Genomic DNA, 24796 nt, shown 5'->3' on the forward strand with positions numbered 1-24796 from the left:
CGCACTCCATCTGAAGAAAAAATTTCTGCAGATGGAGTGCACAATGTAATATTTGCCTCTTTTGCTTAAGCCTGCTTTAAATTATTGCATATTACTCACAAAATCCTCATCTTCAAACAACCTATTTTTAAAATTAATCGTTTTCTGAATACATATATCAAAATTATATATTGAAGCAATTATAATCTGATGTTCTGAAAAATCCCTCTGTAATATTTCCAACATTTCATTTACTGTCTCTTTTTTTACTTCTCTCCCACTCGGAGAATCTAATATAATCGGTAATATTATACCAGCCTTCTCCTTTATCATTTTAATATATGCCAATTTAAATGAGAAAACTATTTTGTGCAAAATTGTGCCCGTCAGAGATTTTAAATCATTTGTAAATATGTAATCTTTATTTGGCGAAATATACGTTTCATCAATTCCTAATTCTTTTGCATATTTATTAATATATTCATGCAATTCTGGAACAACTGGGTTGTCCATCTTTGTAAAATTTTTAATCTCGTCTTGCAGCTGTTTCTTCTTTTTCTTTAAATTATCAATAACATTCTGAGTTGCAATTTGATCAATCTTAATTTTACTAATATTGGAATCAAATTTTTCTATAATCGTTTGAACCTTAACCAGTCCTATTTCTTTTTCCTTTTTTTCAATCAAACGATTAATTTCTCTATTAATATGCTCTACATCCCCAGAAAGGAGTTTTCTTCTGGCTGATAAAAAATTCATATTATCTGTAAATCCGAGCAAATTCTTATATGTTACAGGTATTTGTTCTCCTGAATCACTTTGTACTATTAACTTCAAATCATTAATATAATCTACTAAAAGCTTGTTCTTTCTCAATATATCTTTAACTTGCTTCAACTCTTCTTCAAGAGGCATTTTTTGCAACCGCAAAATCTCAATCTTTTTATCAATAATTTCATCAGAAGAATCATACACAATATTATTGGCTTCTTGATTGATTTCCGTCTGATATCTTGCCACGGAATACATATACTCATATTTTTTTAATTGCTTCTTTACTGCCTCCAGTTCTCTCAACTGGTCATCACACTTTTTTCCAGCTAAACCTCTAGCTAATTCCTCTATATTAAATGCAATGTTTCCAATTACTTTTCCTCGATTAAGCAGCGTCCATCCTTTTTCCTGATCCATATAACAAGCACCTAGCATATTATCTATAATATCTGCATTATTACAAGAAGTAAGTTTCTCCATTATTTCATAAAAGTCCGTAGGAAGCAAATAATCTAACTGTTCATTTTCCACTTCAACAGTCATATCCATATTTCTACGTTGTAACTTATACATTTTTTCATTATTAGTCAAAATCAACTCAAATTCCATATTTTCAAATTTAAGACCTTTTGTACTCGGAATCGGATAACCCAATGCGTATAATATGCATCTTATAAACGTTGTTTTACCAGCCGAATTATTTTGGCTATATATCATGTTTATTCCATCTGAAAAAAGAACCGTTTTTTTAAAGAAGCCATCCTTTATTGTTATTTCTAAAAACTTCATAGGCCGATCTCCTTTTTCAAATTACTAATATTATTTCTTTGTGTCAAAATTCTGTGTAATATAATTTTTATCAGTATTTCCCTCGTATGATCATCTGCCTTCACCATTGATATTGTTTCAACATAATTTTCCCAATTAGCATTGATAAATTTTTTAACTGATAATTTTGCTTGAATAAAATCGCAAATAACCTTTGTTACAAATTCATACAATAAAGTCTGTTGGTTTATTACCATTTTATAATTATTTTCAATTTCATCCACTTCATCATCATCGAAATCTTTTTTATAGTCATTTGCAGCGACTCTATCTACCACTAAAACAATCAATGGCCACATCATTTTTTCTTTTGTAATAGAAATTTCAGTATCTGGAATTGTTGCATTTTGAAAAAAATCTCTTTGCCAAATCCGCAATATTTCTCTATTTACACCCACTACGTCTATCGAAGCATCTGCCAATAAATTATCTATTGAAGACAGAATTTCTTTATATCGATTTTTTAAATCCCTTCCATAAAAAGGGATTACTCTAATATCCATTTTATTAACATCAAGATAATCATAATTTTTCTCTTTTAATAGATCCAGAACTCTTTTCTGTGCTTGTGAGGGAAGTTCATCAAAGTCCAAATGGGTATTTCCAGTAAAATAATGCATTATCTTTTGATTGTTAAAAGGATTAGGCGAATTTGTTACATAAGTAAATAGTTTTCCATCACCATTTTTTGCCGCCAAGTTCAATGTTTCAAGTGCTGCTGTCAATTTATCTATGACATGGGTATAATTTTCAGGTCGTTCCACAGCCTTAACTTGAGCATAAATTTTTTCCTTATTAAGCAGAGTAATTTCTATGTCTTCATCCGCACCTTCAACCCGTATTTTTTCTGCTTGTTTAATATTTTCTATCATTAACAAAATTGCTGCATTTGCTTGAAAATCCCATCCAAAAGCTGATGGTGATGCATTTCTATCTCCCATATATATCATCCCTTATCAGTTTTACCCATTCATTGTTTTCTATTTATGGTTAGTATACTACCAAAGACAAACTCAGACAATATATTTTGAATTGCATAATTTTCTTTCTATTTGAAGCAAAAAGACGCTACCATTTCTGATAACGTCTCCCACACTTATACTAATTTGCAGTTTTTCTCCCACCCAACTGCCAGTTATCATGGCTCTTAATGCTCCGCACAGCCTGCCGCAGCGTATTACTGCGACCATGCTGATGATACGGATGGGACACCTTATGCTTATGAAATATAATACAGGATCCCATCAACGGATATTCCGGATTATGTATATACCACATATGTCTGGTATTCCGAGACATAATGGTCACATCCCGGTCATCCATATAAATAATCTCAAAATACCCCGGATCCAGACATTCAAGATCTTCTCTGCTAAACACCTGCTGCCTCCTTTCCAAAATACCCTTCCAGTGCTTTCTCCATGATTTCCTGCACTGCTCCGGCATCCATCTGTCCAAAATACTTCTCATACAATTCCACCGGCAGCTTCACAGACACGCTCTGCGGCTTGTTCTGCTCTTTCCCTGCCAGAACACTCTCAACCGCCTCTTTCGTAATCTCCTTTCCCATCTTCCGCAGTTCCACTGCCTGCTTCGGTTTCAGTTTCTTTCCCTCAGCCTCTGCCACCTGCTGGATCAGCTTCTGCATCTTCACATTCAGATAAGATAAATCCACAGCGGCCACCATTGCCAGCGTCCCTTTATCTACAGCATCCTTAAACTCCGGAATCAGCCGGTCCAGCCGCATGTATCTGGCAATATTCCTTCCAGTCATTCCATATTCCTCACCAAGCCCATCACGGCTTTTCTGTGACTTGTGGACATCATGTCCACAGGTTTTCTTTCTGGACTTGTGGACATCGTGTCCACAGGTTTCTTCCAGAGCCTCGATTTCCTGTTGGATATCATTTCGTTTTCCCTGACTGCTTATCTTCTCATAACGTGCCACCAGCACTGCCGCCTTCTCTGATGGAAGCATTTCCGCAAAAGATCTCTGCAACAAGTTTGTCTCGATCACGTACACATAAGCATCCTCATCAGACAGATCCGTCTTCACTATCGCTGGTACCTCCGTCAATCCTGCTATCTTCGCCGCATTGGTTCTGTTATGCCCTGCAAGCATCTCATACCCCCTTGCAGCCTTCCTTACGATCACCGGATTCAGCACACCGTACTCCCTGATGCTCTGTACCATATCTTCCAGACGGTCTCCCTCATACAGCCGGAACGGATGATCATGAAAAGGATGGATTTCCTCAACAGGAATAGAGACAATCCCGTTCACAGCCACTGGCGTATCCTTCACTGGATCCTCAGCAAGAAGATCCAGTGCGTCCTGAAATACTTTTCTTTTTGGTGCATTAGCTTTCATCCCCAGCCACCTCCTCCGCCAGATTCCGGTATGCTTTACAAGCCTTATTCTCCGGTGCATACTCCAGAAGCGGCTCACTGTAATAAATTGATTCTCCCACCTTTACTGTGTTTGGTATGATGCTCTTAAAAATCCGGATCTGTCCATCAAAAGTATCCGTCAGCTGTTCTGTGATTACCTTGCAGAGATTTGTTCTGGCATCACACATAGTCAGCAGGATCCCTGCAATCTGCAGGCGTTCATTCAGTCTGCTTCTAACTTTCTTCACTGTCCGGATAAAATCCTGCAATCCCATCATTGCCAGAAGCTGCGGATTGACGGCAATAATCACCTCATCAGCTGCCGTCAGTGCGTTAATCGTCAACGTTCCGAGCGATGGACAGGTATCTACAATAATATAGTCATACAGCCCTCTCAGCGGCTCCAGAATGCCGGTCAGCATCTTCTCTGAACCCATCTCCATCCGCAGCTTACTGTCCACTGCTGAAAGCATCATGGATGACGGAATAAAGTCCACGCCATTTCTGCTCTGAACAAACTCTGACGGATCCAGCATTTCCTCATCTTCCAGCCGATTCATCATCAGATGTCCAATCGTCACCGGCACAGCCGCAGGATCTTCAATTCCGAAACAGGTAGTCAGATTTGCCTGGCTGTCAAAATCAACAGCCAGAACCCTTTTTCCCATCTCAGCCAGTGAATAAGCCAGGTTCCAGGAGCTGGCAGTTTTGCCAACTCCCCCTTTAAATGATCCGCACATTATAATCCTTGCCATACTTTCTCCCCCTCTCATGCTTTCTTTCCATAACAGCCTGCACTCTGCTCTGCCACATATTTTGCAGTAATTTCTTCCTTTTCATTCTGGTATCTGATTTTCAGTTTCTTAATCTCCTCATCCATAAATGCCGTTTTTGCTTCCTGCTCCTGTGCTTTATTCACATCCGGCGTGATAATCAGCTGACCATTTTCACATTTCACCTGTACATAATCCCCAAGATGAAATCCCAGTTCCTCCAGCCACTTTCCTTTTAATGTAATCGCCGGAACTGTCTCATATTTATAACCGCTCTGTCCACAAACCTTCATATTTCTTACATTTTTCTTTGCCATAGAATTGACTCCTTTCAGACTTGACTAATAGATTTTCAGATAAAAAGAAAAAGCTGCTGACACGTTATCTTCTAACGCATCAACAGCTTCTGTCTTGCTTTGTTTCAGTGTATTATTCAGTTTTGTAAAGGTTTATTTGCTTTCAGCATTCTCCCTGATACGGTAATAATCATCCATATCAATGCCTATTTTTACCGTGGTATCTGGTTTTCGTTTGCCCAAAAGGCACACAGTCTCCACATGCGTACTCTGCGGAAACATATCCGTAGTAGAAACCCGCGTCAATTCATAATCCTCCGCACAAAGCACCTTCAGATCCCTGGCCAGAGTAGCACTGTCGCAGCTCACATACACAACCCTCTCCGGTTTCATCTTAAGGATCGTATTCAGCAGTACCTCATCGCAACCTTTTCTCGGCGGATCTACTACAATGACATCTGCGTAGACGCCATTCTTCTCATACTCCCTCGGCAGTACTTCTTCCGCTTTTCCAACAAAGAACTCCACGTTCTCAATACCATTAAGCTTTGCATTTTCTCTCGCATTGTCAATGGCCGGTGGTACGATCTCCACACCGCGGACGAATTTTGCTTTCTGGGCCAGGAACAGGGAGATGGTTCCGATTCCGCAGTACAGATCCCAGACTGTTTCGTTTCCGGTGAGGCCGGCGTACTCCAGGGCTTTTCCGTACAGTTTTTCGGTCTGGATGGGATTGACCTGAAAAAAGGACAGTGGTGAAATCTGATAGGAAATATTTCCGATACTGTCCGTTATATAGGACTGTCCCCAGAGAAGACGAAGCTGATCACCCAGGATCACGTTGTTCCGTTTTTTATTTACATTGATGGTAATACTGGTCATTCCCGGAATTTCACACAACGACTCCACCAGAGTTTTTTCTGCCGGGATCTTATCTCCGTTTAAAATCAGACAGACCATCATCTCATCCGTATGGAAACCATAGCGGATCATAATATGGCGTACAAGACCCTTTCCTGTTGTCTCATCATAAGGCTGTACATGATATTTCTCCATATGTCCGATCACACGGTCCAAAACCTCTTTATTCTGCTTCACACCCAGAATGCAGTCCCGGTTGTCAATAATAGAGTGGGTTCTTCCTGCATAAAAACCGGTGATGATCTTTCCGTCTTTATTTTTTCCTACCGGGAACTGTGCCTTGTTGCGGTAATGGTAAGGCTCATCCATTCCCATGATCGTCTCCATCGGGAAATCCTTAAAACCGCCGATCCGCTCCAGATGGCCACGGACTTTTTTCTCCTTGAATTTCAGCTGCTGCTCATAGGATAATGCCTGAAGCTGGCATCCTCCGCACTGGCGGGCAATGGAGCAGGCCGGTTTCACACGATACGGGGACGGTGTGATCACCTCCATCAGACGGCCATAGCCATAGTTCTTTTTTGCCTTGATGATCTTGGCGCTGATCCGGTCTCCAATCACGGCGTCTTTCACAAAAACGGTGAAGCCATCGGCTTTCCCGATACCTTCACCGTCAACTCCGCAATCCTCTATATCCAAAGTCAGTATATCGTTTTTACGGAATTCCATCTATCAAATATCTCCTGTTCTTCTTAAATTGGACTCAAAAAGACGGTTGTAACCGAGCCATTCTTTTTTGCCCTTGTCTGCGTGGAAAATTTCTGTCAATGTCTCCATTCTTGCATCGGTATTGTCTGCCAGATTCAGAGCTACTGCCTCTGCAAGTGCCGGTTTCTTGGGAGAACCGTACTCCAACTCACCGTGATGGGCAAGAATACAGTGAATCACCTGATTCTCAAGCTTCTCCGGAAAGTCCGGAATTTCTTTTACCAGATCGTGTACCATCTGTGCCCCGATCACAATGTGTCCCAGAAGCTGTCCCTCGTCTGTATAATCATTCATCGGAAAAGCTGAAAGCTCCTTGGTCTTGCCCACGTCATGAAGAAGAGCGGTTGTGATCAGAAGATCACGGTTCAAAAGCGGATAGGCATTTGCCATGTAATCACAGAGACGTGTCACTCCAAGGGTGTGCTCCATCAGCCCGCCAATAAATCCATGATGTACGGTCTTGGCTGCGGAATGACCTTCAAACACTTTCATAAATTCCTGATCTTCCACAAAAAGCTTCTTCAAAAGCTGAGAAAGATAAGGATTTTTCACACTGTTGATCAGGTCGCACAGCTGGCTCTGCATATCGTCCACACTGTTCTCACTGGTAGGAAGATAATCTGCCGGATCATACTCCCCTTCTCCTGCCTTGCGTGCTCTCTTGATGTTCAGCTGCATGGCACCTGCAAAACTTGTCACATCTCCCATTATCTCAATGTAATCCAGAGCATCAAAATCATCGATTCCCAGAGAATTAGGGTCCCAGATCTTACCATCGATCACACCTGTTTTATCCTGAAGGATCAGATTTTCATAGGGCTTTCCGTTCTTTGTTGTAGCTGCCTGTTTCTGTTTGCAGAGATAGATCCCGTTTACTCTGTCTCCCTCATGTAATTCATTTAAAAAACGCATAAAATTCTTGCCTTTCTGTTCTTTTTTACTTTTAAAGCGGACATACTCACTTCCCCGTCCACTTCACACTTTGCATTCACCGCCAGCCTTTCTCTACGATCTCTGGCTGCATCCCGGTCCGGTCTTTCCCTGCATTTTCGCACAGTCTCCCCTTATATCCGGGCTTTATTCAGTATCATAACACATTTTACTTTCCTTTGCTATGGAAATCATGTAAAATAGGAAACGAAGTGTTTTTTTGCATATCCTGTGTTACGCAGAAAAACACGAGATCAACAGAAGTAACAAAAAGGAGTAACTACAGCAACAATGAACAAAAAAGCATACAAAGCACTTGAATACTATAAAATCATAGATCTGCTGACAGACAAGGCTTCCTCCCCCATGGGAAAAGATCTCTGCCGGAAGCTTACCCCTTCCACAGATATCGAGGAAATCCGGTCCATGCAGCTGCAGACCCACGATGCCCTTGCACGCCTGTTCAAAAAAGGCGGCATTTCCTTTGGAAGTGTCAAGGATATCCGGGGCACACTGAAACGTCTTACTGTAGGCAGCGCCCTGAACGCGCCGGAGCTGCTTTCCGTCTGCAGTCTTCTGGAAAATACCGGCCATGTCAAAGCCTATTCCAGAAATGACCGTGACGATGGAATGACCGATTCACTTGACGGAATGTTTGCGGCACTGGAACCTCTCACACCTCTGAGCACAGAGATCCGCCGCTGTATCCTTTCCGAGGATGAGATCAGTGACGATGCCAGCAGCACCCTTCGTCAGATCCGCCGCAGCATCAAGGCCACCAACGACCGGATCCACACTCAGCTTTCTTCTCTGGTTGCAGGAAGCGCCCGGAATTATCTTCAGGATTCTGTCATCACCATGCGTGACGGCCGCTACTGTATCCCGGTAAAAGCCGAGTACAAAGGTCAGGTAGCCGGTATGATCCACGACCAGTCCGCCACAGGTTCCACTCTTTTCATTGAGCCTATGGCTGTTGTCAAACTGAACAACGACATCCGCGAGCTGGAGCTGAAAGAACAGAAAGAGATCGAAGTGATCCTTGCGTCTTTAAGCCAGCAGGTAGCCGCAGAGCTGGAAGCCATCCACGCAGATCTTTCCATCATGGTACAGCTGGACTTTATTTTTGCTCGCGCCGCTCTTGCCATGGACATGAATGCCAGCGAACCGATCTTCAATACTGAAGGACGGATTCGCCTGCGCCAGGCCCGTCACCCGCTGATCGACAAGAAAAAAGCCGTTCCTATTGACATCCGCCTTGGAGATGATTTTGACCTCCTGGTTGTCACAGGACCAAACACCGGTGGTAAAACTGTCTCCCTGAAAACCGTGGGACTTCTTACCCTTATGGGCCAGGCAGGCCTTCATATTCCGGCACTGGATCGTTCTGAACTTGCACTTTTCCGCGAAGTCTATGCAGATATCGGAGATGAGCAAAGCATTGAGCAGTCCTTAAGTACCTTCTCCTCTCATATGACAAACGTGGTTTCCTTCCTGAAATCCGCAGATCAGGATTCCCTGGTCCTCTTCGATGAGCTTGGTGCAGGTACTGACCCTACCGAGGGTGCCGCTCTTGCCATTGCGATCCTGTCCCATCTTCACGAACAGGGTATCCGCACCATGGCAACCACCCATTACAGCGAACTGAAGATCTATGCCCTTTCCACTCCAGGTGTGGAAAATGCCTGCTGCGAATTCGATGTGGAAACCTTACGCCCCACCTACCGTCTCCTGATCGGTGTTCCCGGAAAAAGTAACGCATTCGCTATTTCTTCCAAACTGGGACTTCCGGATTTCATCATCGACAAAGCAAAAGAACAGATCAGTGAGCAGGATGAATCTTTTGAAGACGTTCTGACATCCCTGGAGCAGAGCCGTGTCACCATCGAAAACGAACGTGCAGAAATTGCCCGTTACAAAGAGCAGGTAGAAGAACTGAAAAAATCTCTCCAGGAAAAAGAGGAAAAACTGGACGAACGAAAAGAGCGCATTCTCAGAGAAGCCAATGAACAGGCACATGCGATTCTCCGTGATACCAAGGAATACGCAGACCAGACCATGAAACTTTTCCATAAATTCCAGAAGGATCACGTAGATACCGCTTCTGTGGAAAAAGAGCGCCAGAACCTGAAGAAACGTATGTCAAAGGCCGAGAAAGGCATGTCTTCCAAACAGCAGAAGCAAAAACCAAAGAAGCAGCTGAAACCATCCGATCTTTCTCTTGGCGATACTGTAAAAGTTCTCAGCCTGAATCTGAAAGGAACCGTTTCCAGCCATCCGGATTCCAAGGGATATCTCTTTGTGCAGATGGGAATCATCCGTTCCAAAGTACATATCTCCGATCTGGAGCTTGTGGACGAGCCGGTAATCACCACCCCGTCCATGCAGCGTACTGGCGCCGGAAAGATCCGCATGTCAAAAGCGGCCAGCATTTCCACAGAGATCAATCTTCTGGGAAAAACCGTGGATGAGGCAGTTGCAGAGCTGGACAAATATCTGGATGACGCCTACATCGCACACATGAAATCCGTCCGCATTGTTCACGGAAAAGGCACCGGCGCCCTCAGAAAAGGTGTCCACAATTACCTGAAACGCCAGAAACATGTAGCTTCCTTCCGTCTTGGAGAATTCGGAGAAGGCGATGCCGGCGTAACCATCGTAGAATTCAAGAAATAAAAAAGGAGCGGAAACCATGGCTACAAAACAGAAAATCCTCATTGTTGACGATGACAACAACATTGCAGAGCTGGTAGCTCTCTATCTCACAAAAGAATGCTTTGAGACCAAGATCGTAAATGACGGCGAGGAAGCCCTGAAGCAGTTCCATATTTTTCACCCGGATCTGATCCTTCTGGATCTGATGCTCCCGGGTATTGACGGATACCAGGTATGTCGTGAGATCCGTCATACTTCCGATGTACCGATCATCATGCTTTCCGCCAAAGGAGAAACCTTTGACAAAGTCCTGGGACTGGAACTTGGAGCAGACGATTACATCATCAAACCTTTCGACTCCAAAGAACTGGTTGCACGTGTCCGTGCAGTGCTTCGCAGATTCCATGTAAAATCACCATCTGCCGCACCAAAGGAAAAATGTGTATCCTATCCGGATCTGGTGATCAACCTGACCAACTATTCTGTGACATATATGGGACATCAGATCGATATGCCGCCAAAGGAACTGGAGCTTCTCTATTTCCTGGCAGCTTCTCCCAATCAGGTTTTTACAAGGGAACAGCTCCTGGATCACATCTGGGGCTATGAATACATCGGGGATACCAGGACTGTAGACGTTCACATCAAGCGTCTCCGTGAGAAGATCAAGGATAATCCAAACTGGGCTCTTTCCACAGTCTGGGGCATCGGTTACAAATTTGAGGTAAAAGATTCATGAAGCAGCATCTTTATACCAAACTGCTGATCCTGTATTTTGTGTTGGGGGGAATCTGCTTTCTGCTGCTTTCCTCCGGCGGCTCCTACCTGGTAGAAAAAAGGCTTGAACGCTCCACCGGAGAGTCCCTTTACCGCACAGCCAGCCAGATGGTTTCCGGAAATGAACTCCGTCAGGCTGTAAAAGACCCGGAAAACGACTCCCTTTCCCTGGCTCTTTCCTCTGCAGCGGCTTTTCAGAATGCAGACTTCTGGGTCATGGACACGGACGGAACCGTTCTGATAAACACAGATGAACAGTCTTCCGGCTCCGGTGAGATCACTGTCAAAAATTTCTGGCCTGCAGATTACGAAAATATCTGTTATTCTTCCGGTACGTTTTATGGGACATTCAAAACCACGCAGTTAAGCACCGTCGTTCCCATAAAAGATACAGACCAGGTGATCGGTTATCTGGCAGTCCACTACCCTATGAAAAACCTCTACGAAAGCCGCAGCAATATCGTAGAGGTCATGATCCTAATCTTTATTATTATTTACGCTTTGTTTTTCAGTTTCCTGCTGATTTATTTCTACCGGGTGCACAAACCGTTAAAAGAGATCCTGAAGGGTGCCCTGGAATTTGCCAACGGAAATCTTTCCTACACGATCCCAGTAGATTCCGAAGATGAGATGGGATATCTTTCCCACTCCCTGAATTACATGGCAGACAAGCTGAACAAAAACGGAGAATATCAACGGCAGTTCATTTCCAACGTGTCCCATGATTTCCGCTCGCCTCTGACCTCCATCAAAGGCTATGTGGAAGCCATGCTGGACGGTACCATCCCACCGGAAATGCAGGAACGTTATCTGAAGGTCATTGCTTTTGAATCCACCCGTCTGGAGAAGCTTACCCGAAGTCTCCTTACCTTAAACGAGCTGGATGTCAAAAAGCGTATGATGCATTTGCGGCGCTTTGATATCAATGAAACGATCCGTACCACAGCCGCCACCTTCGAGGGAACCTGTTCGGAACGGAACATCCGGCTGGAACTCCTTCTGGCAGGCAAAGAGCTGTTCGTCCGCGCGGATATGGAGCAGATCCAGCAGGTACTGTACAATTTATTGGATAATGCAGTAAAATTCAGCAGTGACAATTCTTCCATTACACTGGAAACAACCGTCAACCATGGCAAAGTTTTTGTCTCTGTCAAAGACCGGGGAACCGGAATCCCAAAGGAAAGCCTTTCCAAAATCTGGGATCGCTTCTACAAGATCGATGCCTCCCGTGGAAAAGACCGCAAAGGTACCGGCCTTGGGCTTGCCATTGTAAAAGAGATCATCAACGCCCACAAGCAGAATATCAATGTGATCAGCACTGTTGGTGTGGGAACGGAATTTATCTTCACTCTGGAAAAAGCAAAATAAAACATAAAAGAACCTCTGATCCGAAAAGCTGTAAAAGAAATATTCCTTAATATTTCCTACAATCTTTCCAGATCAGAGGTTCTTTTATTTACTCTATAAATCTTCTTCGGCTTGCTATTCAGTATGTAAAGCAGACATGCACTTTCAATCTTTCAATCCGTTCACAATCTTATTTCCAGTCGTAATTTCTCAGGTGCCCTTCCAGATTCATATGTGCAAAATTATGCTGGCGCAGTGCCTCATAAAGAACAATGGCAACGGAATTGCTCAGATTCAGGGAACGGATATCCCCGATCATGGGGATCCTCACGCAGGTTTCCTGATTTTTTACCAGGATATCCTCTGGAATTCCCGCGCTTTCCTTGCCAAACATAATGAAACAGTCATCCTCATACTTTACATCTGTATATGTCTGGGGTGCTTTGGTGGTTGCGTAATAGATCTTCGCTCCCGGATTCTTCTTGAGAAAGTCCTCATAATCCAGATATCTGGTCACATCCAGATGTTCCCAGTAATCCATTCCTGCACGCTTGATCGCCTTTTCATTGAGCCGAAATCCAAGCGGCTCGATCAGATGTAACCTGGTTCCTGTTGCCACGCAGGTTCTTCCAATATTTCCTGTATTTGCCGGAATCTCCGGCTCATGGAGTACAATGTTTAAAACTCCCATTATTTATCCTCTTTTCAGTATTTTAATCTCGTCTTCCGCCGGCCGCTCCAGATATCTGGCATTTCCGCCGCTGTAGAGAAGCCGGTCATTTCCGGAATTGGTCTGCCCGATCACTGCTGCCATGATCCCTTCTCTTCGCAGTTCCTGCACAAACGCATCGCCACCCTGGATTCCCAGAAGAACGCTTCCACCGGAAAGAAGTTTGTAGGGATTTATATCAAAGATTTCACAGATCTCTATGGTTTCCTGACGGATCGGTACACTTCGAAGATCTGCGCTGAGTCCCACCCCGGATGCTTCCGCCATTTTCCAGAGGGCAGACAGAAAACCGCCTTCTCCCATCAGATACCTGGCACTGGCTCCGGCTTCTTCCGCCATCTTCCAGACCTTATTGTTCTCTTTCTCTGTTCCTGTTCCGTAAACTTCCGGAAGTTTTCTGGCATCCTCAAGGAAACGTTCCGCAAAAACTTCCCGCAGCCTGTCATGGTAGTTCTCCGTGATCCATGCCGTACCTTCAGCTGCCACAGGGCCTGCCACGATCAGTTCATCTCCGGGTTTCAGCTGTCCATCTATTTCCGCCTGAAGTGCCTCCAGTGCTTTTTTCCCAAGTTTCATAACTGCCGCCTTAATAAATGATCAGCGAAAGTACAGTCGGAACTACCATTGCAAGAACCAGAATAACTGCGATGATCGCTGTGATCACTTTTCTTTTTTTCGGATCAAACATTCCCATAATTTTTATTCACCTCATCTGTAATATCCGTTAATCGCGCATTGTTGGTCAAAGGATCCCTGTCTGTATAATCAAAAAGAATCTTCTTTCCATCTCGGAATACCTCGATATGGGCGGTCTTCGGGATTTTTTCCGCTTTCCGGTAATCCCAGATCATCCTCTCATAGGGCTTCTGATCGGATGCAAAGGATGGCCTGCTCTTTAAATTCTCACGAAGATAAAGATCCAGAAGCATCACATCGGAAAGAACTTCCAGCGGGATCTCTTTCTGTTCTCCGGCAAATTCCATCAGGATCTCATAGCGTCTCATCCTGGAATGAGAAATCTCCGAGTATCCTTTTTTCTCATAAAATCTGCCAAGTGCCTCATACATCCGGAAAGGATCTTCAAAATACTGTTCCAGAAATACAAGGGTGTGTTTGAACTGACCACTATTATAATACACTTCCACCATACTTTCCACCATTTTCAGCCTCAAAATCTCCCCGTAGGTCAGCCAGGCTGTGGAAAGCACCTCATAAGGTTCCCGGTCTTTGTAAAGGATCTGATATTCTCCGGTCATCTCCATCATATGGGAACCCTTCAGCACCTTCAGAAAACCAAGCTGAAACTGCTCCGGACGCAGTGCATAGACGTCGCAGAACGACTTATGGAAGCTGTCATATCCCTCATATGGAAGTCCTGCGATCAGATCCAGATGCTGGTGGATATTTCCAAAGCCGTGGATCTGCTCTACGATTCCTTTCAGTTTTTCAAAATCCATGGTTCTCCGAATAGCTTTGATGGTCTGCGGATTGGTGGACTGTACCCCGATCTCCAGCTGGATCAGGCCCGGGCGCATGGTTTTCATCAGAGCCAGTTCCTCCTCACGGAGAAGGTCCGCGGAAATTTCAAAATGGAAGTTCGTGATCCCGTTGTCATGCTCTGTAATATACCGCCAGATTGCCATGGCGTGATCATGTTTGCAGTTAAAGGTACGGTCTACAAATTTGACCTGTGGAACCTTATTGTCAATAAAAAACTGCAATTCGTTTTTTACAAGTTCGATATCACGGAACCGAAGCTTCTTGTCTATGGAAGAAAGACAGTAGCTGCAGGAAAACGGGCACCCTCTGCTACTCTCATAATAGATGATACGGTTTTTAAACTCTGTAAGATTGCTGTATGCAAACGGAACTTTACTTAAATCCATCAGTTCCCGCCAGCCTGTGTGTACAATATCCGGGACTTTGGTTTCGTCATGAAAAGCCACACCTCGGATTTCTTTCAGGTTTTCCGGCTTTCTTTCTATATAATATCCTGCCAGTTCATGGAAAGTTTCCTCTCCCTCTCCTACCATCACACCAAAAAACGCGGGATTCTTTTTCAGAAATTCCACCGCATCGTAAGATACTTCCGGACCGCCTGCCCAGAAATCCACATGTGGAAGGATTTTCTTAAGATCCGGTACCAGTTCTTTTACAAAGGAAATATTCCAGATATAGCAGGAAAAACAGATCACATCCGGCTGTTCCAGATAAATGTCCTTTAAAATGTCATCCCGGATCTGGTTGATCGTATACTCTTTGATCACTACATTGGGACTGTACTTTCCGGAGCAGGATTTCAAGTTGTATACTGCAAGATTGGAATGGATATATTTTGCGTTGCACGCTGCAAGTAAGATCTTCAAAATTACTATTCTCCTAACTTCTGCCGGGTGACAGACTTCTACATCCGGCAGTTTTCATTCTTTCTCTGTCTGATTCTTTTCGCTTTATGATTATAACGTTCCAGCCCCCGGATGTAAATAGAAAAACAGGGATTCCCGGTATGCATAAAGATTCCGTTTCTGTTGTATTTCCATTCAAACAGCGTTAAAATGGATACTACATCTTTTATAAAGGAGTACCTTTTTATGGACCGAAACAGCTGCCTGAACTATTTTCAGGCTTTTCCCTTCTGGGAACATATGACCGAAGAAGACCAGGATTTTCTTCTTGATAATATCCGCGAACTCCATTACCCGGCAGGTGCTGCCATACAGTCAGAAGAACGCCAGTGCCTGGGAACTCTTTTTCTTCTGAAGGGCGTTCTCCGCGTGTACCTTCTGTCCTCTCAGGGAAAAGAAGCCACACTGTACCGTTTAAGGGACAGTGATATCTGCACCCTTTCCGCTTCCTGCATGCTTTCTGCCATCACATTTGATGTGCAGATCGATGCGGAAACAGACTGTGATCTGCTTCTGCTTCCGGCAGTTCCTTTTTCCCGGCTGATGAAAAACAATATCTATCTGGAAAATTTCATTTATAAACGGACAACCGAACATTTCTCGGATGTGATCGCAGGAATCGAACGGACATTTTTTATGACGTTACCTCAGAGGATTGCAGCCTTCCTTCTGGACGAAGCTGCAGATACCGGTTCCGATGAACTCACGCTCACCCAAGAAGCCATCGCCCGCTCCATCGGAAGCGCCAGGGAGGCAGTCAGCCGCAGCCTCAAAAAAATGAATAAAGACGGCTCTATCCAGATTTCACGGGGATCGATCCGCATTCTGGATAAAAGCCGTCTTTATGAAATGATGAATACTTTCTGATCTTACTGAAGTGCTGCCTCAAGCTCCGCTTTTGATGTCAGTCCCACAAAACGTGCTGTCTCTTTTCCACCCTTAAACACAAGCAGTGTAGGAATACTCATAATCTTATACTGCTGTGCAAGAGACGGTTCTTTATCTACGTCTACTTTCCCTACTTCGTATTCTGCTTCTGCCAGCTCTTCCACAACCGGAGCCTGACGTCTGCACGGTCCGCACCAGGTTGCCCAGAAATCTACCAGTACCGGTTTCTCTGCATTTAATACCTCAGTTTCAAAATTGTCTGTTGTAAAAACTTTTGCCATGATAAAATTCCTCCTTAAATTTATATGTTATGAAAATCCGATCATAATCCTGATCGTTATCAGTGTCTGCCGTTCTTCTGAATTTATGCTGTCTTCACTCTATGCCTTCCCTTTCAGAAGTTTCCGCACATACTGACAGGCAGAAAGTCCTGCCTGTGCTCCATCATGTACGGCCTTTGCCACCTGAAGAAGACCTCCGGTACAATCCCCTGCCGCGTACAGTCCGGGAACCGTTGTCTCCATCTCTTCATTCACCCTGATATTTCCTTTTTCATTCAGTTCCGCACCAATCTGACGGGCCATCTCTGAACTTCCGGCTGTACCCAATGCCACAAAAACACCTTCTGCAGGTGCAAATGACGTTTGCGGTTCGCCTGCTTCCTGTAAGGATACATCTCCTTTCAGGCGAAGTCCCTGAACACGCTCATCTCCCTCAATTGCCTGAATTTTCATGGTATTCACGTCAATTGCATTCTCTTTTGAAAATTCCGGTTTCTTTCCATCTGTAAAAATCGTCACATGGGAAGCTGTATGAGAAAGTTCCTCAGCTTCATGAAGAGCAAAATCACTGTTTCCAAGAACTGCTACATCTTTTCCACGGTAGAAAAATGCATCGCATACTGCACAATAGCTGACTCCTTTTCCTTCAAATTCCTTCACTCCCGGAATTTTCGCGGAGGCTCTTTTGCTTCCGGTTGCCAGGATCACACTGCGGGCTTCAAAATCGCCTTCGGTTGTTTTTACCTCAAAGGTATCAAAGCCTCCCATTCCCACAACCTGTGCATCCAGAATCCTGACGCCAAGTGCCCTGGCCTGCTCAAGTCCTCTTTCAAAAAGTTCTTTTCCGGAAAGAGGTCTCTCAAGTCCGTAATAATTCTCGATCTTCTCTGCTTTTTCCAGTGAACCAATTCCTGTATTGATGATCAGCGGGTCCATATTTCCTCTCGCTGCATAAAGAGCTGCGGAAATTCCTGCCGGGCCTGCTCCTACGATAATGATATTTTCCATTTCAGACACCTGCTTTCTTCTGCTTCTTTGAAATCTGTTTTATAATATACGCTCTGCATCGGTCTGTTTCTGTGATTAAGTCACTTTTACTTTCTCACAAAAACTATTATACCACATCCTTTTGGAATTACATCCCCTTTATCACCTTTATCTTCCCTGTTTTTCCTGTCGCAAACGTTTTCCGAAATCTTGCACCCGGCCCTCTTCTATGCTATTATTATAACGGTTTGCTGATGCAAATCATCCATTTTTGCTTTTAATTAATTTTCGTGATTTCGAATAGATCAATTATGAAATAAGGGAGAGTTGTTTATTATGAGAAGTTTTGAATATTTTACCCCCACACGGGTGGTTTTTGGAAAAGATACACATCTTAAAATTGCCACACTTCTGAAAGAACAGAACTGTAAAAAAGTTCTGATCCACTATGGTGGACACAGTGCCGTCAAATCCGGTCTTATTAATGAGATCAGATCCGTACTTGACGAGGCAGGGATTGCCTATGTAACTCTTGGCGGCGTCGTTCCCAATCCGCGTCTTTCCAAAGTCCGGGAAGGAATCGAACTCTGTCGCAGAGAAAATGTGGATTTTCTTCTTGCCGTAGGAGGCGGAAGTGTTATTGATTCCTGTAAGGCCATCGGTTACGGTCTTGCAAATTCGGAAACAGACGTATGGAACTTTTTCCTCCGCACAGAAACTCCGAAAGCATGTCTTCCAGTTGGTGTAATCCTTACCATCGCAGCTTCCGGAAGTGAAATGAGCAATTCCTGTGTCATCACAAATGAAGAGGGCTGGCTGAAGCGCAGTACTGCCCGAAATGACCTGTGCAGGCCACGTTTTGCCATTTTAAATCCACGGCTTACATACACCTTACCTCAGTATCAGACAGAAAGCGGCTGTGTGGATATCCTGATGCATACCATGGAACGGTATTTTGTAAATATCGAAACTATGGAAATTACAGACAGCATCAGCGAATCTCTGATGCAGACGGTAATCTACAATTCCCGTATCTTGCTGAATGAGCCGGATAATTACACTGCCAGGGCAGAAATCATGTGGGCAGGAAGTCTCTCCCACAACGGCCTCACCGGCTGTGGAACCGGCGGCGGTGACTGGGCATGTCACCAGCTGGAACATGAACTTGGCGGAACTTACGATGTAGCTCACGGTGCCGGTCTGGCCGCACTGTGGGGAAGCTGGGCCCGTTATGTCTATGACGCAAATCCAGAACGTTTTGCCCAGTTTGCTACCAACGTATTTGAAATCCCATGCAGCATCGATTTCAACAAAACCGCACTTGCCGGTATTGAAGCCATGGAAGATTATTTCCGTTCCATTCAGATGCCTACCAGCCTTCATGAGCTTGGTCTTGATCTTACAGAAAAAGATATCCACGATCTGGCATTTAAGTGCAGTTATGAAGATACCCGTACCATCGGTGTCTTCAAACAGTTAAATATGAAAGATATGGAAAAAATTTATCTGGCTGCCCGCTGAATTTGCCGCATATAATATTGCAGATGTTTTTTTGAAAATCGGATTTTTCAGAAAAACATCTGCTTTTTTTCATTTTCCCCTTGCATTCTCTACATAAATGTGTTAAAGTAACAAAGTGCTCGAAAGAGACATGCCCAGATAGCTCAGTTGGTAGAGCAGAGGACTGAAAATCCTCGTGTCGCTGGTTCGATTCCGGCTCTGGGCATTATTTTTTTGCTCTGTTCACAGTTCCTGTTTCCTGTTGAACAGAGTTTTTCTTTTTATAAATAAAAAATACTGCATTCGACATTTTCTGATAAAGCGGATATTTATATTCCGATTTATACATTAAGTCTGATGCAGTATTTTTTGTTATACGGCGTTTTTACTGAAGCAGATAAACTTCTGTATAAAATACACCTTTCTCCTCTGCCTCTGAATGTGTGGCAACATAAACATCAATACAGTTGGTACGGATCGCACCTCCGCAATCCTCCGCCACGTAAACCTGTCCATTGATCACCACCTTGGAACCATATGGAATCTGGCTGGGGTCTACTGCTATGGTGTGATTGGTTGTTGCCGTTACACCTGTAGATGTGATTCCATTTGACCATGGACCACAGCAGATACTGCATGGGCAGTAATGGGTAATACGGAAAGTTCCCAAAGATTTCAGTGTGGCATCGGAAGAAACTGATACCGGAGTTCCGACTTTTACACCATTGGCAGATGTTCCGGAACCACCCGTAGACGTTACGCCGTCCACAGCGTCTGCAAAAATACCTTCTCCGGAACTCTTGGTAAGGGAACCTGCTTTTGTTTTCTTTTCCTGCTCTGCTTTGGCTACTTCGTTCTCCTGATATCCTTCCAGACAGCTGGTAGGAATATATCCAGTCTGCTGTGCACCGCTGTCATCGGTGTAAACGATCCGGCTCCAGATATCATCTACAGTACCAGTCCTCTTCAGCTCATCATCCTGAAGAACTTCTCCTACTACTTCTCCGTCTTTTTTTCCCGGATAATCAAGAATATCGCTGTCTTTGGCTGCCGTGACTGTATCCGTAAATTTATTCACGGTTTCCGTATCATTGAGCACGCTATCCTGAACATAACCGATAATCTTGTCCTCTCCGTCTTTCTGAAACGTAACTTTACTCCATCCGTTGTCACATACGGCAACTCTCTCAAGTTTCGTTCCCAGAAGAACGGATCGAAGTTCTGATCCACTCTCTCCGGGATTGGACCGAATTGCGGTATTCTTCGCAGTGACATAAAGGGTGTCCGTCTTCGCCAGTGCATTTACTGTATTTCCTTCCCCATCATCAATCTGAAACTGCTGAGGGGATTTTTTCTCCTGTGTATATGTATTCAGTGTTGCTTCATATCCAAGTACCTCTGCAGATGCTGATACAGGGAATATCATGGAAGCACACAAAATAACTGCAAGAAGCCTTTTACGCATGAAATCTTGCCTCCTTTTTTCCGGCATTCTGCGGTTTGTCCCGACTATCATAGCATATCAGATCGTATTTTGCAATTTTGTAGGTCAGTCTTCAGAAAATTTTAACAAAAAGATCACATTTCTTAACTGGTCAAATCACCATCCGACGGGTAAAATAAGCTTATGAATACAAAACGAAAAACCCCTAAACTTACAAAAAAACAACGCCAGCGTCTCCGCGTACGCCAGGTTCGCAGACAGAAGTTCTTTCTGGGCTTGATCTTTTTACTGGTCCTCGGATGCATTTTTCTGCGTTTATCCAGATTTTCCGGAAAGCAGACAAATACGTATCAGATCAATGCATCCTGTGAAGCCTACCGGGATGAAGTTACCACGGAAGCCGCCCAATATGGCATGTCTGACTATGTAGATCTGATCCTGGCGGTTATGATGCAGGAAAGCTCCGGCCAGGGAACCGATCCCATGCAGTCATCCGAAGGCGCTTATAATACGCAGTATCCCCAGCAGCCTAACGGAATCACAGATCCTTCCTATTCTATCTCCTGTGGAATCCAGGAGCTGAAATATGCCCTGGATAAATCCGGATGCACAGGACCTGCTGATCTGCCCCATATCCGTCTTGCCCTGCAGGCCTATAATTTTGGTACAGACTCTTATTTCTCTTATCTTGCCAAAAACGGAGAAACCTCCTGGACAACCGAAAGCGCCCAGGCATTTGCCCAGATGGCAAGTGGTGGCAAGCAGCGTGATGAAGACGATCCCCTTCACGATCCGGCAGGTCCATGGGATTACGGTGACCAGTATTACCCGGATCATGTACTTCGCTATTATCACATAAGCAGTGAATCTGAAACGTCTTGATCCGGAAATGTCTTCTTTTTTTCAATTTTTCAAAAAAATGCAAAAAAAGATTTGACATGCTTTAAAATCTGTGCTAATATATGTCTTGTCGATGAGGGAAACACCTCATAAGATAAGACAAATGCGATAGTGGCGTAGTTGGTAACGCGCGACCTTGCCAAGGTCGAGACCGCGGGTTCGAGCCCCGTCTATCGCTCTTCGGAACTCTGAATGATTCAGAGTTCTTTTTTTATTTCACAAAAAACAAGCACAAAATGGCGCAAAAAATCCCAGATCCGGAATTTCCTGATAGAAATCCAGATCCGGGATCTTTTATGTAAGACAGACATTCATATTCTGCCCCATTATATGTTCATGATATTTTAGTGATGGAAAAGTCTGATTCCTGTAAATGCCATTACCATTCCATACTTATTGCAGGTATCGATAACTGCGTCATCGCGGACAGATCCGCCCGGCTCTGCAATATATTTCACGCCACTCTTATGTGCGCGCTCAATATTATCACTGAACGGGAAGAATGCATCTGAACCAAGAGTCACATCTGTAAGACCATCCAGCCATGCACGCTTCTCTTCTCTTGTGAACACTTCCGGCTTCTCGGTAAATGTTTTCTCCCATGCGCCATCTGCAAGAACATCCATATACTCCTCACCAATATAAACATCAATGGCATTGTCTCTCTCTGCACGTGTAATGGTATCTTTAAATGGAAGATTCAGCACCTTCGGGCACTGACGGAGATACCAGTTATCTGCCTTCTGGCCTGCAAGACGTGTACAGTGAACACGTGACTGCTGACCAGCACCAACACCGATCGCCTGTCCGTCTTTTACGAAGCATACGGAATTGGACTGCGTATATTTCAAAACGATCAGAGAAACCTTCAGATCCCTCTTTGCTTCCTCTGTAAGCTCTTTATTTTCTGTTACAATATTAGAGATCAGTTCATCATCAATTGCAAGTTCCTGACGTCCCTGCTCAAAAGTAACACCAAATACCTGCTTGTGTTCCAGCGGCTCCGGAACATAATTTTCATCGATCTGGATTACATTGTAGTTGCCTTTTTTCTTCTGTTTCAGGATTTCCAGCGCTTCCTCTGTATATCCCGGTGCGATCACACCATCCGAAATCTCTCTTTTGATCAGCATTGCGGTATCTTTGTCGCAGACATCAGAAAGAGAAATGAAATCACCGAAAGATGACATACGGTCTGCACCTCTTGCTCTTGCATACGCACATGCAAGCGGGGAAAAATTCTTCCAGTCCATATCATCTACCCAGTAAATCTTAGCCAGGGTCTCATTCAGCGGAAGTCCGATGGAAGCACCTGCCGGAGATACATGTTTAAAAGAAGTTGCTGCCGGAAGTCCGGTTGCTTTCTTAAGGTCACGTACCAGCTGCCAGCCGTTAAATGCATCCAGGAAGTTGATATATCCCGGTCTTCCGGAAAGTACCTGGATCGGAAGTTCACTTCCGTCTGCCATATAAATCTTGGATGGTTTCTGGTTTGGGTTGCATCCGTATTTTAACTGTAATTCTTTCATGGAAAAATCCTCCGTTCTCTACAATATCGATTATTTATTCTTGTTTACAATTCTGGATTCATATTTACCTGTTTCAATGTCAATGAAACGGACAAACAGAGAAACTTTATTGTCCTGGTTCAGGCTCTCCCAGAGAAGGTTTGTAAAATCATCAATATCATCCGGAATCTCTACCGGCTTCGGCTCTCCCTCAAAACTTGGAAGCGGGTTTCCGTCGCATTTATAAGTATGAATGAAGCGTCCCTGTCCTGCTGCCGCATTCTCATAAGCGAATGTATAACGGAGGCAGGAATCTGGATTTCCATTATTGCTCTTTAAGATAGACATTGCATAGCTGAATTTTCCGTTTTCCACATGAAGAACACTGGAAATACGAGGTGTGTAATTCGGTGCATCTGGCTCAAATTCTCTGCTGCGGAGTGACTGCTCAAAAGTAAGCTGTCTGTCCATGCCTTCATAGATGGTATCTGTCTGATCCCCATTTGTTACGATCGTCTTGTTTCCAAGGACACGTACCGGTGCATAAATAATCAGGCTCGGGTCTGTAAGTTTGGACGGGTCAAATGCCTGTGTGCGGATTCCCTCACCATCCTCAACAAAAATACGGTTTCTGCTGTTCTCACTTCTTCCCATGATAAAATATGCGGTAACAGCGTGCTTTCCGTCAGCGGAACGTCCAATCACAATTCCTCTTCCTGGGTAGGAATTCTCTTTCAGTTCTTTTTCAAGTGAAAATGTAGTCATTTTTCACAGTCCTCCTTGTCTAATGTAAGGCCCGGGGATCATTCCAGGTATCAGCAGGTAACAAAAAACCGCCTGGACACCCCTTTATCAGGCTGCCCAGGCGGTCGGCTTCTCATTTCACTGCACTCCCTGTAGGTAATCCTACTTTCCGCCAGTCATGCAGCTTCTGTTGTTATATTACAATACTTCTTCTGAATTTTCAAGTCCCAATTTTCAGAAATTATTTTTTCATACTGTCTATTTTCCCTGCAGTTCATAATCTGCCTGAATCTGTGCGGCAATATCTGATTTCATCTGAATCCATGCATCCGGATTTTCCACATAATATTTCGGACAGTCTTTTCCTGTAACATCATAATGCCGGATCACCTGATCCGCCGTCAGTCCAAACCGTGTACAGAGCCAGGCTGTCAGCTTCACTGCCGAACTATATGTTGCCTCATTAAACTGTCCTGTATCATCCAAGTGACAACATTCAATAGATAAGGTGTCCACATTTCTGGAATTCGTAGCATAGGACATTTCTGAGGTAGGAATGCACTGTACCACTTCGCCATCCAGACCTATTACAAAATGACTGCTGACTTTGTTTTCCTGTGTTGTTGCAAGATTTTCGAAATAATTCCGGTTGGACATTGCTGTAGATCCTGGATTGGCAGTATAGTGAATGGCAATATAATTCACCTGTTCAATGGGAATCTGAGGCCTAGAATACGAATTCGGCGTCAGAAGTTCCACGTCAATATAGGGGGCACCCTCTTCCTGCCACTGTTCTGGCCCACTGTTGCCATCGTTTTCCTGAACGGAACCTGTCTCATCAGAATAAATTCTGTCCTCTTCCATACGCATCTCAAAAAATCCATATCCTAATGCACATACCGCAGATATAACAATTACAAAAATCAGAATCATCACTGTTTTTCGAAGAAATTTCAGCGGTTTATTTTTGCGGGAGGTTTTCCTTTTCTTCTTTTTTACGGAATTTGCGGCAGGTTCTGAAGAAGTTTTTTTT

The 24796-nt window shown here is 44.0% G+C and carries 23 protein-coding genes, 2 tRNA genes and 1 riboswitch; of the genes, 8 read left to right on the forward strand and 17 right to left on the reverse strand.

The window, feature by feature from the left end:
- Nucleotides 1–81 precede the first annotated feature (81 nt).
- The 8 genes from KQI39_RS05570 to KQI39_RS05605 form a co-directional block, all read right to left on the reverse strand.
- Nucleotides 82–1542, reverse strand: a complete 1461-nt coding sequence (locus KQI39_RS05570) for an ATP-binding protein (protein WP_216417137.1) — start codon at nt 1540–1542, stop codon at nt 82–84.
- Nucleotides 1539–2522 (reverse strand): hypothetical protein, encoded by a 984-nt coding sequence (locus KQI39_RS05575; RefSeq protein WP_216417139.1) that lies wholly within the window; start codon nt 2520–2522, stop codon nt 1539–1541. The genes KQI39_RS05570 and KQI39_RS05575 overlap by 4 nt, the downstream gene beginning before the upstream one ends.
- Before the next feature lie 160 nt (nt 2523–2682).
- Nucleotides 2683–2961 (reverse strand): hypothetical protein, encoded by a 279-nt coding sequence (locus tag KQI39_RS05580; protein WP_216417141.1) that lies wholly within the window; start codon nt 2959–2961, stop codon nt 2683–2685.
- A complete protein-coding gene (locus KQI39_RS05585) occupies nt 2954–3952 on the reverse strand; it encodes a ParB N-terminal domain-containing protein (RefSeq protein WP_216417143.1) in 999 nt (332 codons plus the stop codon). The genes KQI39_RS05580 and KQI39_RS05585 overlap by 8 nt, the downstream gene beginning before the upstream one ends.
- Nucleotides 3942–4727, reverse strand: coding sequence for a ParA family protein (locus KQI39_RS05590; protein WP_216417144.1), 786 nt, complete (start codon nt 4725–4727; stop codon nt 3942–3944). The genes KQI39_RS05585 and KQI39_RS05590 overlap by 11 nt, the downstream gene beginning before the upstream one ends.
- A 14-nt stretch (nt 4728–4741) precedes the next feature.
- On the reverse strand, nt 4742–5062 hold the full coding sequence (locus KQI39_RS05595; RefSeq protein ID WP_118688389.1) for a SymE family type I addiction module toxin: 321 nt from the start codon (nt 5060–5062) through the stop codon (nt 4742–4744).
- A 132-nt stretch (nt 5063–5194) separates the two neighbouring features.
- The gene (gene rlmD / locus KQI39_RS05600) at nt 5195–6631 is read right to left on the reverse strand and encodes a 23S rRNA (uracil(1939)-C(5))-methyltransferase RlmD (protein WP_216417146.1); all 1437 of its coding nucleotides are present in this window, start codon (nt 6629–6631) and stop codon (nt 5195–5197) included.
- Nucleotides 6632–6634: 3 nt separating this feature from the next.
- Nucleotides 6635–7582, reverse strand: coding sequence for a 3'-5' exoribonuclease YhaM family protein (locus KQI39_RS05605; RefSeq protein ID WP_148448211.1), 948 nt, complete (start codon nt 7580–7582; stop codon nt 6635–6637).
- Between the two features lie 309 nt (nt 7583–7891).
- On the opposite strand from KQI39_RS05605, the gene KQI39_RS05610 reads away from it, so the two are divergent.
- Genes KQI39_RS05610 through KQI39_RS05620 form a run of 3 tightly spaced genes read left to right on the forward strand, consistent with a single transcriptional unit; the run spans nt 7892 to nt 12397 of the window.
- Entirely contained in the window at nt 7892–10273 is a 2382-nt protein-coding gene (locus KQI39_RS05610; protein ID WP_216417148.1) for an endonuclease MutS2, read from the forward strand.
- Between the two features lie 16 nt (nt 10274–10289).
- Nucleotides 10290–10991, forward strand: a complete 702-nt coding sequence (locus tag KQI39_RS05615) for a response regulator transcription factor (protein ID WP_015524367.1) — start codon at nt 10290–10292, stop codon at nt 10989–10991.
- Nucleotides 10988–12397 (forward strand): sensor histidine kinase, encoded by a 1410-nt coding sequence (locus tag KQI39_RS05620; RefSeq protein WP_216417150.1) that lies wholly within the window; start codon nt 10988–10990, stop codon nt 12395–12397. Before KQI39_RS05615 ends, KQI39_RS05620 begins: the two co-directional genes overlap by 4 nt.
- A 169-nt stretch (nt 12398–12566) precedes the next feature.
- Here the strand turns inward: KQI39_RS05620 and KQI39_RS05625 are convergent, their stop codons facing one another.
- The 3 genes from KQI39_RS05625 to KQI39_RS05635 form a co-directional block, all read right to left on the reverse strand.
- Nucleotides 12567–13067, reverse strand: coding sequence for a tRNA (cytidine(34)-2'-O)-methyltransferase (locus tag KQI39_RS05625; RefSeq protein WP_021975912.1), 501 nt, complete (start codon nt 13065–13067; stop codon nt 12567–12569).
- 3 nt (nt 13068–13070) lie between these two features.
- Complete coding sequence (locus KQI39_RS05630) at nt 13071–13682, reverse strand: AIR synthase-related protein (RefSeq protein WP_216417152.1); 612 nt, start codon at nt 13680–13682, stop codon at nt 13071–13073.
- Between the two features lie 104 nt (nt 13683–13786).
- Nucleotides 13787–15472: a B12-binding domain-containing radical SAM protein gene (locus KQI39_RS05635; RefSeq protein WP_216417154.1), complete on the reverse strand. Its 1686-nt coding sequence runs from the start codon at nt 15470–15472 to the stop codon at nt 13787–13789.
- A 225-nt stretch (nt 15473–15697) separates the two neighbouring features.
- On the opposite strand from KQI39_RS05635, the gene KQI39_RS05640 reads away from it, so the two are divergent.
- Nucleotides 15698–16378: a Crp/Fnr family transcriptional regulator gene (locus KQI39_RS05640; protein WP_021975908.1), complete on the forward strand. Its 681-nt coding sequence runs from the start codon at nt 15698–15700 to the stop codon at nt 16376–16378.
- 2 nt (nt 16379–16380) lie between these two features.
- On the opposite strand, the gene trxA is transcribed toward KQI39_RS05640, so the two are convergent.
- Nucleotides 16381–16680: a thioredoxin gene (gene trxA / locus KQI39_RS05645; RefSeq protein WP_173761898.1), complete on the reverse strand. Its 300-nt coding sequence runs from the start codon at nt 16678–16680 to the stop codon at nt 16381–16383.
- A gap of 99 nt (nt 16681–16779) precedes the next feature.
- Complete coding sequence (locus tag KQI39_RS05650; RefSeq protein WP_216417156.1) at nt 16780–17688, reverse strand: NAD(P)/FAD-dependent oxidoreductase; 909 nt, start codon at nt 17686–17688, stop codon at nt 16780–16782.
- Nucleotides 17689–18003: 315 nt separating this feature from the next.
- Here KQI39_RS05650 and KQI39_RS05655 point away from each other — a divergent pair, with 315 nt between their 5' ends.
- The gene (locus tag KQI39_RS05655) at nt 18004–19188 is read left to right on the forward strand and encodes an iron-containing alcohol dehydrogenase (RefSeq protein ID WP_216417158.1); all 1185 of its coding nucleotides are present in this window, start codon (nt 18004–18006) and stop codon (nt 19186–19188) included.
- Between the two features lie 132 nt (nt 19189–19320).
- A tRNA-Phe gene (locus tag KQI39_RS05660) sits at nt 19321–19393 on the forward strand.
- A gap of 159 nt (nt 19394–19552) precedes the next feature.
- On the opposite strand, the gene KQI39_RS05665 is transcribed toward KQI39_RS05660, so the two are convergent.
- On the reverse strand, nt 19553–20632 hold the full coding sequence (locus tag KQI39_RS05665) for a 3D domain-containing protein (RefSeq protein ID WP_216417160.1): 1080 nt from the start codon (nt 20630–20632) through the stop codon (nt 19553–19555).
- Between the two features lie 162 nt (nt 20633–20794).
- On the opposite strand from KQI39_RS05665, the gene KQI39_RS05670 reads away from it, so the two are divergent.
- Both KQI39_RS05670 and KQI39_RS05675 read left to right on the forward strand, forming a co-directional pair.
- Nucleotides 20795–21493 (forward strand): lysozyme family protein, encoded by a 699-nt coding sequence (locus KQI39_RS05670; protein WP_148448199.1) that lies wholly within the window; start codon nt 20795–20797, stop codon nt 21491–21493.
- A gap of 123 nt (nt 21494–21616) precedes the next feature.
- Nucleotides 21617–21689: transfer RNA gene (locus tag KQI39_RS05675), tRNA-Gly, on the forward strand.
- 166 nt (nt 21690–21855) lie between these two features.
- On the opposite strand, the gene KQI39_RS05680 is transcribed toward KQI39_RS05675, so the two are convergent.
- The 3 genes from KQI39_RS05680 to KQI39_RS05690 all read right to left on the reverse strand — a co-directional run bounded on the left by KQI39_RS05680 (nt 21856) and on the right by KQI39_RS05690 (nt 24696).
- Nucleotides 21856–23040 (reverse strand): phosphoribosylaminoimidazolecarboxamide formyltransferase, encoded by a 1185-nt coding sequence (locus KQI39_RS05680; protein ID WP_216417162.1) that lies wholly within the window; start codon nt 23038–23040, stop codon nt 21856–21858.
- 30 nt (nt 23041–23070) lie between these two features.
- Nucleotides 23071–23784 carry an IMP cyclohydrolase gene (locus KQI39_RS05685; RefSeq protein ID WP_216417164.1) on the reverse strand — a complete coding sequence of 238 codons (714 nt, stop codon included), beginning with the start codon at nt 23782–23784 and terminating at the stop codon, nt 23071–23073.
- 87 nt (nt 23785–23871) lie between these two features.
- Nucleotides 23872–23953, reverse strand: a riboswitch (ZMP/ZTP riboswitch).
- A 68-nt stretch (nt 23954–24021) separates the two neighbouring features.
- Nucleotides 24022–24696 carry a peptidoglycan recognition protein family protein gene (locus tag KQI39_RS05690; protein WP_148448193.1) on the reverse strand — a complete coding sequence of 225 codons (675 nt, stop codon included), beginning with the start codon at nt 24694–24696 and terminating at the stop codon, nt 24022–24024.
- Nucleotides 24697–24796 lie beyond the last annotated feature (100 nt).

This window comes from Blautia sp. MSJ-36 (assembly GCF_018917985.1).
Taxonomy (GTDB): domain Bacteria; phylum Bacillota; class Clostridia; order Lachnospirales; family Lachnospiraceae; genus Blautia_A.